A 14,618-nucleotide genomic window follows, 5' to 3' on the forward strand; every position below is an offset into this window, starting at 1 on the left:
ATATCCAACTCAACTAAATGAAGCAATCCCAGCTGCACCAGCAGACAACAGCCCTACGCTTCCGTCGTATGACGAGGAAGGGCTATGGTGCCTTCAACACGATGCATCGAGTCGTGACGATCGGGACACTAACCAGTCTAGCTCTAGCCTGCGCCTATTCCAGCACAGCTAGCGCACAGAACGTCGGGGGCACAGACCCACGCACCTCGCCCGACTCGGACAAGGAGTACGAGATCGAGCAGGTGACCGTCACGGCCTCCAAGATCGCTACTCCACTCAATCAGACGGCCAAGCTCATCACCGTCATCACTGCCAAGGAGATCGCTAATGCGCCGGTACGATCACTACAGGATCTACTCGTCTATGTAGCAGGTATAGACGTAGCCCAAAGAGGCGCACACGGCGTACAAGCCGATATCTCCATCCGTGGAGGTTCCCAAGACCAAACCATGATCCTACTGAATGGTATCAACCTCAGTAATGCAGAGACAGGCCACCTTAGCCTGGACATCCCGATTAATCTCTCCGACATCGAGCGCATCGAAGTCCTCCGTGGACCCTCAGCCCTCATATATGGCGTAGGTGCCTTCTCGGGAGGGATCAACATCATCACCCGACACGATACACACGACCGACTATATGCCAGCATCACCGCAGGCATGCATCGTCTACGTAGTATAGAGCTCAGAGGATCTAGCCGCTGGGGCAAGACTACGAACTCACTCTCGGCCAGCAGCCGCAGTAGTGCAGGGTACCAAACCAACACCGACTATCAGATCAATAACGCCCTTTGGCAGGCCCGTCTCCAGCTAGAGGGTACGAACAAGATCGACCTACAGGTAGGCTACAATGAGAAGCAGTTCGGGGCGAACAGCTTCTACTCGGCGAAGTTCCCGATGCAGTACGAGTACACACGTCGCTACATCTCCTCCCTACGTGGAGAGCTGGGCACTGGACAGCTACGTTTCGTGCCAGCTATCTATTGGGACCGTGCCTACGATCAGTTTGACCTAACGAAGGGCTCAGACAAGGGACGCAACTACCACCGTACCGACAGCTATGGTGCCAACCTCGCCACCAGCTACCTCTCCCTCATCGGGATGACGACCCTAGCTGCAGACCTTAGACGTGAGGAGGTAATCAGCAGTAAGCTCGGACGACCACGCTCTAAGCCTAGTGGGGTGTACACCCGCACAGATGACCGCACCAACCTAAGCCTAAGCCTAGAGCATACAGTGAGCATACACGACTTCACCCTCTCGGCAGGCGCACTACTCAACCACACTAGCCTCCTCAGGGATGTCTACAAGCTACTCCCCTCTGTGAACCTCAGCTACCACCCCACCCAGCGATGGACCTTCTCGGCAGGGTGGAGCAAGTCTATGCGCACACCTACCTTTGTCAATCTCTGGTACACCACAGAGACCCACAACGCCAGTGGAGGCCTTCAGCCCGAGTACTCCCAATCCTTCGAGCTATCGGCACGCTACCACAGCAGTGTACTCCAGGCCTACATCTCTGGCTTCAAGACCGAGGGCAGAGACCTCATTGACTGGGTCAAGCAGTCCCCTACTGACACCAAGTGGAGCTCATGGAACCACTCTCGCATCGACAACTACGGCATAGAGGCAGGGGTCAGCCTACGCTATGGACACTTCCTCCCCTTCCTAGGCACAGAGAGCAAGCTACAGCTGGACTACCTACACATACATCAGGAACACCAAGCCCAGCAGCTCATCTCCCTATATGCACTCAACTACCTCCGTCACAAGTTCACGGCTCACCTATCCTACCGCATTGGTCGCCACCTAGAGGGTAGCTGGGACCTTCGCTATCAGGATCGAGTTGGCCAATCCTCCCCCTTCGCCACACTAGATAGCAAGCTCGATTACCTCATCAGCGAACATCTACGTGTAGGGATACAGGCCAACAACATCACCGATACTCGCTACTCCGACATCGTAGGTGTCGTACAGCCTGGCTTCTGGCTCTCGGCTGGCATGAGCTGTAAGCTATAGGCATTACCCTGGGATAGACATCTACCTACCTCAGCACAAGAAAGGACGTAGCTCCACTCGGTGTGACCGAGGGAGCTACGTCCTTTCTTTATTTCATCTCCTATCCTCTCGGGCTAGTGCTCGCCCCTTGCTAAGGCGATCGCTAGAGGAGGCGTATGCCTAGAGTGAACCAACTAGTGGTATTCTTCATCCCATAGGGAGCCTGCCTTGTGGCGCTCCGCAGGCCTTGCTCTACCCCGATACGCAGGTATATATTCTGGAGCTCCAGCTTCGCTGCTAGATGGAGAGCTAGGTCATTCTTCTTAAACTGGAGTCGCTCCCCGCTGGGAGTATTGTTGCCCGTCTGGTACTCCTCGTCCTCGAAGACCCGATACTCGCTCCCCTGCGCCTTAGCTCCCCCCGCTAGGTGCTGATAGCGTGAGGTCATCCCGATAGAGTACGAGAGCCCAGCCTCCCCACTCAGGGCAACGCCTAGGCCGGGGACAGCTAGACGAAGGCCATAGGCAACGGGGATATTGACGTAGCGTAGATCGAGCTGTTCCCTGCCTACCCCAGCGTCCGAGGGGTAGCCCATGGGGCGGGCATTGGCCAGTGTCAGGTCGTTCTGTGCGCCCTGCCCTTGGTAGTAAATACCAGCGGACAGATAGCTAAGGAGTCCGAGAGAGAGCTCTGCTCCCACCCCTAGGCGTATTCCATAGCTTGGCTGGAGCCCCCCGGTACTCCTTCCCGAAGAGACTCGTAGGTTGGAGGATGTCCCCCCGACCTCCGCTCCGATACGTAGTGGATAGGACTGTGCGATAGCTGGGGACGAGGCCAATAGAGCGATGAGGAGGAGACGTAGGGGTAGCTTATACATTATTCTTGGGCTGATCACTAAGTAAAGTAAAATAGGAGAGCCCACACCATGACGCTACATAGGTGTCATGGTGTGGGCTCTACGAGGGATAACGCTAGATATACGGTGCTTCGTATACTTAGGTGCTAGGGGATAGATGTCGTCTGGACTACCTCAGGTGGCTTAGAAGCGAACACCTAGAGTCGTGGATAGGCTGAGGATAGTTACTCGACTTCTTTCAGGGTATCTATTGACCCTTGTTAGTCCATGATCCAAGCCTATGCGTAGGTAGTAGCGACTATACTCCGCCCTAAGACCAGCATTAACTGCAATATTTACAGGGAGGAACAGAGTGGAGCCATTGCCTCGACCAGATCCAGACGATCCGTTCGTCCCAGAGGAGAAGATGGGAGTACTTGCTTCTCCGAACTTATTCCGATTGCCTTCATACAGAGTGTAGCTCAGTGATCCTCCCAGACCTATGGAGAAGCGGACGCCAAGCTCACATGCAAGGCTGAACTTACCGTCCTCTGATAGTGCAGCCCTATTGCCGAATAGCAAGGGGATGGATAGATAGTGAGTCGTCATCCTTTCCTCGATTGCCCCTAGACGACTTAGGTCGATGTTTAGACCAGCCTTCTTTAGTGCTGCGGCCTGATCAATACTTAGGTCTTGGCTTGATCTAGGGGCGTAGTAGGATAGACCTGACGACAGATAGTAGCCACTGTTCCCCAGCTTCAGATCAATACGTCCCGTCAGAGAAGGGGAGAGGCATAGTGGTGTACGTGCCTTCTCCTTACCAGGAGTGTTCATCAAGAAAGAAGAGTAGTCCACCCCAGCATCAACAGCGAAGGTTACCTTGCGTTGTGCCATAAGGCTGCTCGCGGTGAGGGTGAGTAGGAGCAGAAGTAAAGTGCTTCGTTTCATGTGTCTTGAATATGAGTTAGTGAATGTATTGGGTATCGTTATATCCTTGAGGTAGGTATATGAGCTCACTTGATGGGTAGGTGTAGGACTCTTCGCTCTCCGATATAGCCCTCCAGGAGCTGTCCTATCTCCACCGCACCCACCCCCGCGGGTGTCCCCGTGAAGATGAGGTCACCCATACGAAGGGTCTGGTGTCGGCTGATATGGGAGATCAGGCTATCTATCCCATGGATCATTTCGGAAGAGGTGGCACTCTGCCTCGTCACTCCATCGACATCCAGGCGAAAGGGTATCGGACACTCAGGATAGCCTAGCTCTTCCTTGGAGAGCCAGGTACCGACCACTGCAGAGCCGTCGAAGACCTTCGCCGAGAGCCAAGGGTGCCCCTCTGCCATAGCCCTCCGCTGTAGGTCACGGGCGGTGAAGTCTATCCCCAGCGTAATATAGTTGTAGTAGCGGTGTGCAAACCGCTCAGCGATCCGCTTACCTACACGACTAATCTGTACGACTAGCTCAGCCTCATACTCCACCGACGAGCCCATATCGGGGAGGAAGAAAGGAGTATTGGGACGGAGAAGCGAATCCCCCTTGTGGAAGAATACCGGCTCGGCCTGAGGCGGACTCTGTACACCTAGGCCTAGGCTCTGAGCCTCGTCTCGGTGTGTAGGATAGTTGAAGCAGACACCTAGGATCTTCATACCTTCCTCCCCTCTTGTAGTCGCTCCTGCGTAGCCTTCATGCGGGTAAACATCAGAGCGAGGTGAGCGTACATAGAGGTATTCTGTACGACGACATTGGGTGGGGTCTGGATACGGAAGGGGGTGAAGTTCCACAGCGCACGTATCCCTGCTCGCACAAGGCGGTCCGTCATCAGCTGTGCCTGTAGCACGGGGACGGTGAGGATAGCGATCTGTACCTCCTCGGCCTGAATACGAGAGGCAAGCTCATCAATATGATATACGGGGATACCCGCCACCTCGGTGCCTATGATCTCCTCTGCTACATCAAAGCCTGCAAGCACCTCTAGGCCAAACTGACGTAGCCCCTTATCGGCAAGTAGCCCTGAGCCCAAGCTTCCGACCCCGATTAGGAAGGCACGATGCTGCTTCGTAAAGCCGAGGAACTCCTCTAGGTACTCGATCAAGGCTGCTGTCTCGTAGCCCACACGTGTGCGTCCCTGGAGCTGTACATAGGACAGATCCTTGGCCACAAGGGCGGAGTCCACCCCGACTCCTTGGGCTATACGGGTGGAGGAGACATGCTCGTGCCCCTCATTCTTCAGTAGCTGGACGAAGGAGAGATACCAAGGCAAGCGACGTAGCGTAGGCTCGGGGATCGTATGCATCTTATTGTTTATCTCGTTCTTCTTGCTCATGCTTGTTGTTACTTGAGGTCTAGTAGATTATACTCCACAAATGTAGTGATTTGACACCTTTGCGCCAAGGAGGGCTCAAGCCTCTCGCACCTGACCACTCCTTCGTCCCTCATATAGTGATCATGGGAGAGAAGGAGGGTACGCTCCGAGAGTTGTTTGGTAACCACTCCTCTACCACATAGTCCACAGAGAGGAATGGGAATTGGGAGCCCCATAGCCCTAGGGCTGATCTCCCGTGTCAGCATTCCCCATTAGATAGGCCTTGATGAACTCATCGATATCGCCATCCATTACTGCTCCGACATTGGAGGTCTGATAGCCCGTGCGGTGGTCCTTCACACGGCGGTCATCGAAGACGTAGCTACGGATCTGAGCGCCCCACTCGATCTTCTTCTTACCAGCCTCGACCTCGGCCTGTGCTCGACGTCGGCGCTCTAGCTCCTTGTCATAGAGCTGGGAGCGGAGGAGGCGCATCGCATTCTCGCGGTTATCGGTCTGGGAGCGGGTCTCGGTATTCTCTATGATGATCTCCTCCTCGACACCTGTCTCGGGATCTCGATAACGATAGCGCAGACGCACCCCCGTCTCGACCTTATTCACGTTCTGTCCACCAGCGCCACTGGAGCGGAAGGTATCCCAACTGATATCGGCAGGATTGACCTCGACCTCGATCGTATCATCTACGAGGGGGACGACAAAGACGGAGGCGAAGCTCGTCATACGCTTGCCCTGAGCATTGTAGGGAGAGATACGTACAAGGCGGTGGACACCGGTCTCGCTCTTGAGGAAGCCATAGGCCTGATCCCCCTCGACCTGCATGGTCATCGTCTTGATGCCCGCCTCTTCACCGTCCTGCCAGTTGGTAATAGTAGTCTTGTAGCCCTGCTTATCACACCAGCGAGCATACATACGAGCGAGCATAGAGGCCCAGTCTTGGCTCTCCGTACCGCCTGCACCAGCATTGATCTTGAGGACTGCTCCTAGGCTATCCTCCTCCGCACGGAGCATATTCTTCAGCTCTACTTCCTCCAGCAGGGCTATGGCTCGGGCATAGGCTTCATCGACCTCCTCCTCGCTAGTAATCCCTTCCTTGAAGTACTCTAGGGCAAGGGCTACTTCCTCGGTCAGCCTATTGGCCTCATCGTAATAGTTAATCCACTTGCGAAGGTCTTTGACCTTACGCATCTGTGCTTCGGCACGCTCACGATCCTCCCAGAAGGCAGGGTCTGCAGTGCGTAGCTCTTCCTCCTCTAGCTGAATACGTCGGCTATCGACGTCAAAGGTACCTCCCCAGCGCAGACTTGCGCTCCAGTAGGCTCCCTAACTGGTCTGTCGTTATCATTAGTCTATACTAAATAATGTACTGTGATATATACGGATTGTCACCCGAAGATACGAACAATCAGGCAAAGTCCTGAGCCTCATCCCCACTCCTCGCCCTCTAGCCATCCATCTCCCGCCCCCGATACGACCCCTCTACCTCCTACTAGTCATCCATCGCTAGCTTTACGTCCCCTAGCCCTTCGCACGCCATCGATGAGACCTATTCCTCCTATTACACCTACTGAGCCTACCCCACGACTATGACAGTAGCTACCACAGCTACCTCCTCTCTGATCACACAGCGAGAGCATCTTACATCCTGTGACCTCTATCCTAGGACTAGGTATAATCCCTCTTAGAGGAGATAGTATACCCTCTGTCACGACCTTACCATGCACGGGAGGTCGAGGGCAAACTGGTCAAGACCTCCATTCCAAAGACAGAAACACCTCTATACTAAAACTATACGTACCAAGCATATACCTACTACCTAGGAGAGAAAAGTGTACACGTGTGTATACCATAGTGTACTCACGTGTATACATCTGTGTACACGCGTGTACACAACCTCGCTCTAAGTATGTCCCCATAGCTCCCCTTTCGTATATCCATTCCTCGGGCTAATGCTAGGTACTACTGAGATACGGCTAAAGCTCCCTTGGGGATAAACGAATTCCCCCTAGGAGGCCAAGAGTAGGGAGTACTAAAAGAGAACATGCATCAGCCCTACTATACCTCCCTTCTTGGCATGTCCTATCCTACCCATTGAGAACACATGATACAGAGGAGGTTAGCTGGGCATCCTTAGGCTCACCCGATAGTCCTATATCCGCTGGTGTGTATATATATATTGTAGAGAACAGTCACGGGTAGGGGGGATAGTGGTTCATCAGGAGTAGCTCAGAGGCTATGTAGGATGAAGCAAAGTTTCTATCTTTGCTATACAATATTTAGTATATAATACATCGTACATATACCCCCTAATATTACGCTACACAGACGTATGCTTAGCTCACTTAGGAACAGATCGTCCTACCCCTGGCTTGTCGTCGCCCTACTCTGGGTCGTCGCCCTACTGAACTATATGGATCGACAGATGCTCAGCACCATGAAGGATGCTATGTCGATCGACATCACCGAGCTACAGAGCGCCGAGGAGTTCGGTATCCTTATGGCCATATTCCTCTGGATCTACGGCTGTGTCAGCCCCTTCGCTGGGGCTATCTCCGATAGGGTAAACCGCAAGTGGCTCATCGTAGGGAGTATCTTCGTATGGTCGCTGGTGACTTTCCTGATGGGAGCGGCGGAGACCCTAGAGCAGCTCCGTGTATTGAGAGCCTTGATGGGGATCAGCGAAGCTCTCTATATCCCCGCTGGGCTATCCTTGATCGCCGACTACCATGAGGGGAAGAGCCGCTCACTAGCCGTAGGGATACACATGACGGGGCTCTATATGGGGCAGGCTATTGGGGGCTTTGGGGCTACACTGGCCTCTGCCTTCAGCTGGCATACGACCTTCTATATCTTCGGTATGGTGGGTATGGTCTATGCACTGATCCTCATCCTACTGCTGCATGAGCTACCGAAAGAAGTCAAGGCTGAGCAGACGAAGGGAGAAGCACAGAGGTTCACCCTTAGGAGCTTCCTGCAGGGCTTCGGATGGCTATTCACCAATATCTCCTTTTGGGCTATCCTCATCTGCTTCGCTGTACCAAGCCTACCAGGCTGGGCAACAAAGAACTGGCTCCCAACCCTCTTCTCCGAGAACCTAGGCATCGAGATGAGAGAGGCGGGTCCCCTCTCCACGATCACTATTGCGGCCTCATGCTTCCTCGGTGTCCTCATCGGTGGGACACTCTCAGACCGCTGGGTAAAGACCAATCTCCGAGGACGTATCTACACAGGAGCTATTGGCCTGGCACTGACCATTCCTTCGCTGATCCTACTGGGCTATGGACATAGTGTAGTGGCTATTGTACTCGCAGGAGTACTCTTCGGAGTCGGGTATGGGATGTTTGATGCCAACAATATGCCCATCCTCTGTCAGTTCGTCCCTGCACGTCTCCGTGCCACAGCCTACGGCTTCATGAATATGATCGGAGTCTTTGCGGGAGCGATGGTCACGCAGGTGCTAGGAAAGATGAAGGATGCAGGTCACCTTGACTCAGGCTTTGTCTTTCTCGGACTGATTGTAGTCGTAGCACTCGCTATCCAGCTGCTCGTCCTACGCCCCACAACCGACAACATGCAATAACGCACCACTCTGCCCCAACACTAATAGTAATAGACAACGAGATGATACTAGGCACCCTAAAGGACAGTGCTCGCTACGAGGCACTACACCCCGACTTCAAGGAAGTCTTCGACTACATCAAGCAGCACGACCTACTACACACAGAGCTCGGGCGCATCGAGCTACGTGGTGAGGACGTCTTCATCAACAACGTCGATCCTACTACCGTCCTATCCTGCGACCAACCCCTAGAGGCACACGAAGCCTATCTCGACATACACGTACTACTCGAGGGACAGGAGCGAATAGGTTGGCTCCCTACGGGTGAGTGTCACAAGCCACGTGGCTCCTTTGACCACGAGAAGGACTTCATCCTCTACGACGACACCCCAACGAGCTATGTGGATCTCCTACCTGGCCAATTCGCTATCGTCTATCCCGAGGATGCCCATGCCCCTCTGATCGGACAAGGAGAGAAGATCCGCAAGCTCATCGTCAAGATACGAGTGAAGTAGTACAATCCCCTCCTCCCCTCTAGAACCTATACCCCACACGAAGATGAAGTATCCGATAGCGGGACTAGCACTACTGCTCCTAGGATTCATAGGCAGCTCCTGTGGTGTACACAGCACAGGGAGTGGGCACATACGCACCCACAAAGAGGGAGAGAAGCACGAGCTAGATGAGCTAGAGAAGAGTTCCTGCAGTCCAAGTGACTACATAGACGTCTATGAGATAGGGGGGAGCGTAGGACATCCAGCCTATGACAGGCATGGAGTGTCAGCTGCCTTTGCTGGCCGAGTAGGAGGTAAGCTCCTGCTAGCAGGCGGAGCAAACTTCCCCGACAAGCCTGCTGCCGAAGGGGGTAAGAAGGCTTACTATGATCTAGCTTTCGTGGGCACACCCCGTCAAGGAGGCAGGCATATCGACTGGGCAAGCGCAGGACGTCTCCCCAAGGCTCTGGCCTATGGAGTCAGTCTACAAGCCCAAGACACCCTCTATATCGCTGGAGGAGAATCATCGGACGGCAGCGAACGGGGCTTCTATCGCCTCACCCTAGACACACATGGAGCACTACGAACCGACACCCTCTCTCCCCTACCCTTCACGATTAACAATGCTGCTGGAGCTGTCCTCGGACAGCGTCTATACCTTGTCGGTGGGATGCAGGACGGAGTCGCTAGTGGTACGATCTGGGTCTATGATCTAGGCCATAGTGAGGGTGGATGGAAGCGCCTAGCAGAGCTCCCCGAGGCTAGCGGATACCTACAGCCCGTCACCTCAGTGGTAGGAGATAGTCTCTATGTCAGTGGAGGCTTCACACTAGGTGATGCTGAGCACCCAGCTCGTGTCCACCAGGGTATCCATAGCCTATCCCTCACTGATCCACGAGGAGGATGGCACACATATTACCTCACCCTGACCGCACCCAAGCGTCGGGACTACTGGGCTGGTGGCAACTTCGTCCCCGTAGCCGGAGGGATCATCGCCACTGGAGGTGTCCATACAGAGATCTTCGAGCCTGCCATCGAACGTATACGTAGACTAAAGCACGACAAAGAAACGTTATCTGAGGAGGAAGTAGCCCGACTCACCCAGACGCAATCTGCCTATATGAGGCAGCCCATAGCCTGGTATCAGTTCACGAGCGACCTCTACTACTATGCTCCTAAGATGGGAGGCTGGCGGAGTATCGGCTCTATGCGGCCCGACCTATTGGGTAGAGCAGGAGCGAGCCCGATCGCATACGACCAGCGACGGGTATATCTCCTACAAGGGGAGCTCAAGCCGGGCATACGTAGCCCCAAGATCATCGGGATCGAGATCTCGAAGTCCCCACACAGAATTAAGTAAGCATCTATAGATTAAGTAACATCCATATAATACGTACATCTATGAAGACAAACTCATGGCTTAGGGTCGGCCTATTGACCCTATCGCTCTGCCTCGCCCTACCTGCAGTGGCACAGCGCAAGAAAGGCTCCAAGCACAGCACAGCACGCAAGGCAACTCCTAGAAAGCCCAAGGCTGGCAACTACCTCATCCTCGGTACTGCTCCCGATGATGCCAATGGGAAGCAAGCCTACCTCTTCGGAGACGGTCAGGCTGCTCTGGATAGCACAATGATCAAGGATGGGAAGTTCTACTTCGAACGCCCTGTAGACAAGAGTCTGATCGTGGCTCGTATCCTCGTTCCCCAGAGCTACTATCTGCTGGTCATACCCGAGGAAGGTACAATCAACGCTCCTGTGGACAAGGAAGCAGCCTCTGGCACTCCTCTCAATGACCTTTATGCCAAGCTCAAGCAAGAGGACGAGGCTCTCGTTGCGCCCTATCGTGACCGCCTCAAGGCTCTTCGTACAGATGCCTCACTCTCCGATGAAGCCAAGGAAGAGGCCTACGAGAAGATCGTCACAGAACTCAATGGGATACAGCGCCCCCGTCTGCTAGCTCGCCTGACTGAGCACCCAAGCGATGCCATCGGCTATCATGCACTACAGAGCCTCCTCGCCCTCGGTGATGTAGAGGCTGCTCGTGCAGAGGCCTACGCTGCTATCGCGACCGAAGAGATCCGTAATAGCGAACCCATCGCCAAGCAACTCAGTGCACTGCGTCGTCAGGAGGCTACAAAGGCTGGGGCACAGTTCATCGACTTCACCGGTGTCGATGATGCCAATCAGACGGTTAGCCTTAGCGACTATGTAGGCAAGGGACACTATGTCCTCGTGGACTTCTGGGCCTCCTGGTGTGGTCCCTGCCGTCGTGAGATCAGCCACCTCAAGGAGGTGCGTGATGCCTATAGCGACAAGGGGCTCGTCATCCTCGGTGCAGCAGTATGGGATGAGATGGAAGATCACCTCAAGGCTATGAAGGATCTAGAGATCACTTGGCCTCAGATCGTAAACAAGAATGAAGCTACAGAGCTCTATGGTATCCAAGGCATCCCTCAGATCATCCTCTTTGACCCCGAGGGTAAGATCGTAGCTCGTGACCTTCGTGGCAAGGCTATCGACAACAAGCTAAACGAGATCCTAAGCAAGACCGAAGGCAAGCTCTAAGAGCTCACCTCTGACATAACCGATATGGGAGAGAGCCCTCAAGTGTGGAGTGATAGAACTCTAGCACTTGAGGGCTCTCTCCTACATATGATAGCCTCCTCAGGCATAGACTAGGACCAGATGCACTTGTTACTTACCTTTTATCTACCTTTGTGCTAGATGTAATATCCTCCGTTTACCACAAGCGTACAATGGAGGGCGAAGAAAAACAATATAGACCTAAGGTTTGCTTGATATGAAGACGAACCTACGCTATCTCATCTACTCGCTCCTACCCCTCTTCCTCCTCGAGGTAGCGTGGGCGAGAGAACCTCTACGAGGGCAGATCCTTGACCTAAAGGGGCAGCCCATCTCCTCGGTGCAAATCATGGAGGTAGGACGAGGCATGCAGGTCTCGAGTAGTGACGCTCGAGGGGAGTTCTCCCTTATCCTCCCCGACAGTGTAGAGACCATCACCCTAAGCTTCGTCTGTGAGGGCTATCGCACTAAAGTGATGCAGCTCGTCCCCCAAGAACAGGTCTACCGTATCTTACTCCTACCTAGTGATCGCCAACTGAGTGATGTCGTGGTACGTGCCCACCGACTACAGCAGGTGAGCTCCTTCGCTCCACTGAGCACACAGCTGACGACCCTACAGGTGCTCTCCTCACCCCGAGCACTAGCAGACATACTAGGAGCCCTCAGTGAATCCCCCGAGGTACAAGTATCAGATATTGATGGCCGCCTAGCAGTGCAGGGAGGTGCTCCAGGTGAGACACAGGTCTATGTGGATGGCCTCCTCTTACCCAACCCCTATACCCTCTCCTCGCACAATGGAGGTCGGCGTACCACCATCTCACCAAGTGCTTGTCAGAGTATGCGCCTCTACTCAGGTGGCTACTCCGCTGCCTATGGGGAGGCTCTATCAGGGATAGTAGCACTAGAGACTCAGGAGCTCTCCTCCATGCCCACCAATACCGAACTAAGCCTAAGTCTACTGGGCGGATCTGTAGCCACTACCCTAGGCTCGACACAAGCCAAGGTGCGCCTACAAGCCGACTACACTGACCTCACCCTGATAAACAAACTCATCCCGAGCTATTACCCTTGGCGTAGGAGCTTCCACTCCCCCTCACTCTCGACAACCTTTGCAAGCGATGTGAAGGGGAGCAAGATCAAGGCACAACTCAGCTATCGCCACATGGGATTTGCCTATGATCGCCTACCAAATAACCTATCGCCCCTACTACACACTACCCTCGGAGAGGATCAGTGGTACGGACGAGTGACGCTACGTAGACCCCTCACCAGCCAGCTACAATGGGAGCTAGGTGGACATACACAGCTAAGAGACTTGACCGGTCGAGAACTAGAGCATACAGGGGACAGAGTACAGGAGCAGGAGCTCTATGCAGAACTTCGTAGTGCTCTCCGCTGGCGTATCTCGGATGCCCTCACGTGGCTCTCAGGGCTAGACTACAGCTATAGAGACTATCGGCAGACCTACAGGAGGGGTGCTGAGTATCGGCTAGGCTTTCGGGATCACTTGGGGACACTCTTCTCCGAGCTTAGTTGGCTTAGCCAAGGCTTCACGGTGAGCTTAGGCCTACGTGGTAGCTACAGCACCTATCTCCGAGACCTCGGGCTCTCCCCTCGGCTCTACACAGGCTATCGCTGGGGCATACATCTCCTTTCTGCGAGCTGGGGATACTACCAGCAGATGCCCTCTGCTGATATTCTACGCTTCTCCTCCTCCCTCACACGCCCAGCAGTCTCCTCCTCACAGCTCACCTATGGTCTAGTCAGTGGGACTCATTCGCTCCAGATAGCACTCTATCACAAGTGGTATAGTCGGCTCGTACGGAGCTTCGGAAGTAGCTATCCGCTGACCTTTGACCAGCAGGGCGGAGGAGAGAGCTATGGAGCTAACCTCATCTACACGGGCAAGATTAGCAATCTCAACTATAGTCTAGCCTATGGCTACACAAATGCCAGACTAAGCTATGACCGCTACCATCATCGCCTCTTCCCAGACTACCTAAGCCCCCACACGCTCAAGGCCAACCTCCGCTACTGGGTACGTAGCCTATCCTCCCTAATTGGGGTGAGCTACTACATAGATAGTGGAGCTACGGGCTATGATGCCTCTCTTGAGCGAGTCGCCATCCCCTCTCGACAGCGCCTCGACCTAAGCTGGACGTATGTAATCTCCCCTCGTATGGTGATCTATACGGGCTGTCAGAACATACTCGGCACGACCAACTACTGGGGCTTCGACCCTAGCTATGGACACGATGACCCAAGCGGTCTGAGACGTACCCCTTCCTCCCGCATGATCTACCTAGGCATATTCTTCGCTCTAGGTCGAAAGCCTCTGAACATATAAATCAATCAAACAGAATACTGCAATGAAACAGATCTTCATCGCCACCCTGCTCCTCCTGCTCGGTGGTTCTAGTCTACTACTCGCCTCTACAGAAGAACCCAAGAAAGGTCATCAGCTACGCCTAGAGGTGGATGGGATGACTGAGGCCAAGGGTAATCTACTCATCGCCATCTTTGATAAGGAAGAGAACTATCTAGTGAAAGCCTACACCTACAGATCAGTCCCCGTAGATAGCCTAGTCAAGCATACAGAGATCACACTGCCTGAAGGACAGTACGTCGTCTCTCTCTTCCACGATGCCAACGGAAACAATCAGCTCGATACAGGTGAGTATGGTATCCCCCTAGAGAAGTATGGCTTCAGCAACAACGCTCGGGGTGAGATGGGTCCCCCATCCTTCAAAGATGCCGCCTTCATCCTCAAGGCTAATAAGACCATCTACATCACCGTTAACTAGTATTCCCCCAATACAAGCAGAGAGGC

General features: G+C 53.9%; 12 protein-coding genes. 7 read left to right on the forward strand and 5 right to left on the reverse strand.

The window, feature by feature from the left end; all coding sequences use genetic code 11:
• Positions 1–17: 17 nt before the first annotated feature.
• Positions 18–2,018, forward strand: coding sequence for a TonB-dependent receptor (locus QZ554_RS01980; protein WP_297193910.1), 2,001 nt, complete (start codon positions 18–20; stop codon positions 2,016–2,018).
• Positions 2,019–2,160: 142 nt separating this feature from the next.
• Here QZ554_RS01980 and QZ554_RS01985 read toward each other — a convergent pair whose 3' ends face one another.
• From QZ554_RS01985 to prfB, 5 genes are all read right to left on the reverse strand, one after another.
• Positions 2,161–2,874: an outer membrane beta-barrel protein gene (locus tag QZ554_RS01985; protein ID WP_297193912.1), complete on the reverse strand. Its 714-nt coding sequence runs from the start codon at positions 2,872–2,874 to the stop codon at positions 2,161–2,163.
• Positions 2,875–3,036: 162 nt separating this feature from the next.
• Positions 3,037–3,780, reverse strand: a complete 744-nt coding sequence (locus QZ554_RS01990) for a hypothetical protein (RefSeq protein ID WP_297193914.1) — start codon at positions 3,778–3,780, stop codon at positions 3,037–3,039.
• Between the two features lie 65 nt (positions 3,781–3,845).
• Complete coding sequence (locus QZ554_RS01995) at positions 3,846–4,478, reverse strand: fumarylacetoacetate hydrolase family protein (protein ID WP_297193916.1); 633 nt, start codon at positions 4,476–4,478, stop codon at positions 3,846–3,848.
• Positions 4,475–5,155, reverse strand: coding sequence for a redox-sensing transcriptional repressor Rex (locus QZ554_RS02000; protein ID WP_297193917.1), 681 nt, complete (start codon positions 5,153–5,155; stop codon positions 4,475–4,477). The genes QZ554_RS01995 and QZ554_RS02000 overlap by 4 nt, the downstream gene beginning before the upstream one ends.
• A 219-nt stretch (positions 5,156–5,374) precedes the next feature.
• Positions 5,375–6,497 (reverse strand): peptide chain release factor 2 gene (gene prfB / locus QZ554_RS02005; protein WP_297193918.1). Its coding sequence is split into 2 segments (ribosomal slippage): positions 5,375–6,433 and positions 6,435–6,497, totalling 1,122 coding nucleotides; the frame shifts between segments, so codons are not numbered across the junction.
• A 984-nt stretch (positions 6,498–7,481) separates the two neighbouring features.
• Between prfB and QZ554_RS02010 the strand changes: the two genes are divergently transcribed.
• The 6 genes from QZ554_RS02010 to QZ554_RS02035 all read left to right on the forward strand — a co-directional run bounded on the left by QZ554_RS02010 (position 7,482) and on the right by QZ554_RS02035 (position 14,592).
• On the forward strand, positions 7,482–8,732 hold the full coding sequence (locus QZ554_RS02010) for an MFS transporter (RefSeq protein WP_297193920.1): 1,251 nt from the start codon (positions 7,482–7,484) through the stop codon (positions 8,730–8,732).
• 41 nt (positions 8,733–8,773) lie between these two features.
• Complete coding sequence (locus QZ554_RS02015) at positions 8,774–9,226, forward strand: YhcH/YjgK/YiaL family protein (protein ID WP_297193922.1); 453 nt, start codon at positions 8,774–8,776, stop codon at positions 9,224–9,226.
• 43 nt (positions 9,227–9,269) lie between these two features.
• Positions 9,270–10,565 (forward strand): hypothetical protein, encoded by a 1,296-nt coding sequence (locus QZ554_RS02020; RefSeq protein WP_297193924.1) that lies wholly within the window; start codon positions 9,270–9,272, stop codon positions 10,563–10,565.
• Between the two features lie 41 nt (positions 10,566–10,606).
• A complete protein-coding gene (locus tag QZ554_RS02025; RefSeq protein ID WP_297193925.1) occupies positions 10,607–11,770 on the forward strand; it encodes a TlpA disulfide reductase family protein in 1,164 nt (387 codons plus the stop codon).
• 235 nt (positions 11,771–12,005) lie between these two features.
• Positions 12,006–14,135 (forward strand): TonB-dependent receptor plug domain-containing protein, encoded by a 2,130-nt coding sequence (locus tag QZ554_RS02030; RefSeq protein WP_297193927.1) that lies wholly within the window; start codon positions 12,006–12,008, stop codon positions 14,133–14,135.
• 22 nt (positions 14,136–14,157) lie between these two features.
• On the forward strand, positions 14,158–14,592 hold the full coding sequence (locus tag QZ554_RS02035; RefSeq protein ID WP_297193929.1) for a DUF2141 domain-containing protein: 435 nt from the start codon (positions 14,158–14,160) through the stop codon (positions 14,590–14,592).
• The last annotated feature ends 26 nt before the right edge of the window (positions 14,593–14,618 follow it).

Source organism: uncultured Porphyromonas sp., assembly GCF_915070105.1.
Lineage (GTDB): Bacteria > Bacteroidota > Bacteroidia > Bacteroidales > Porphyromonadaceae > Porphyromonas.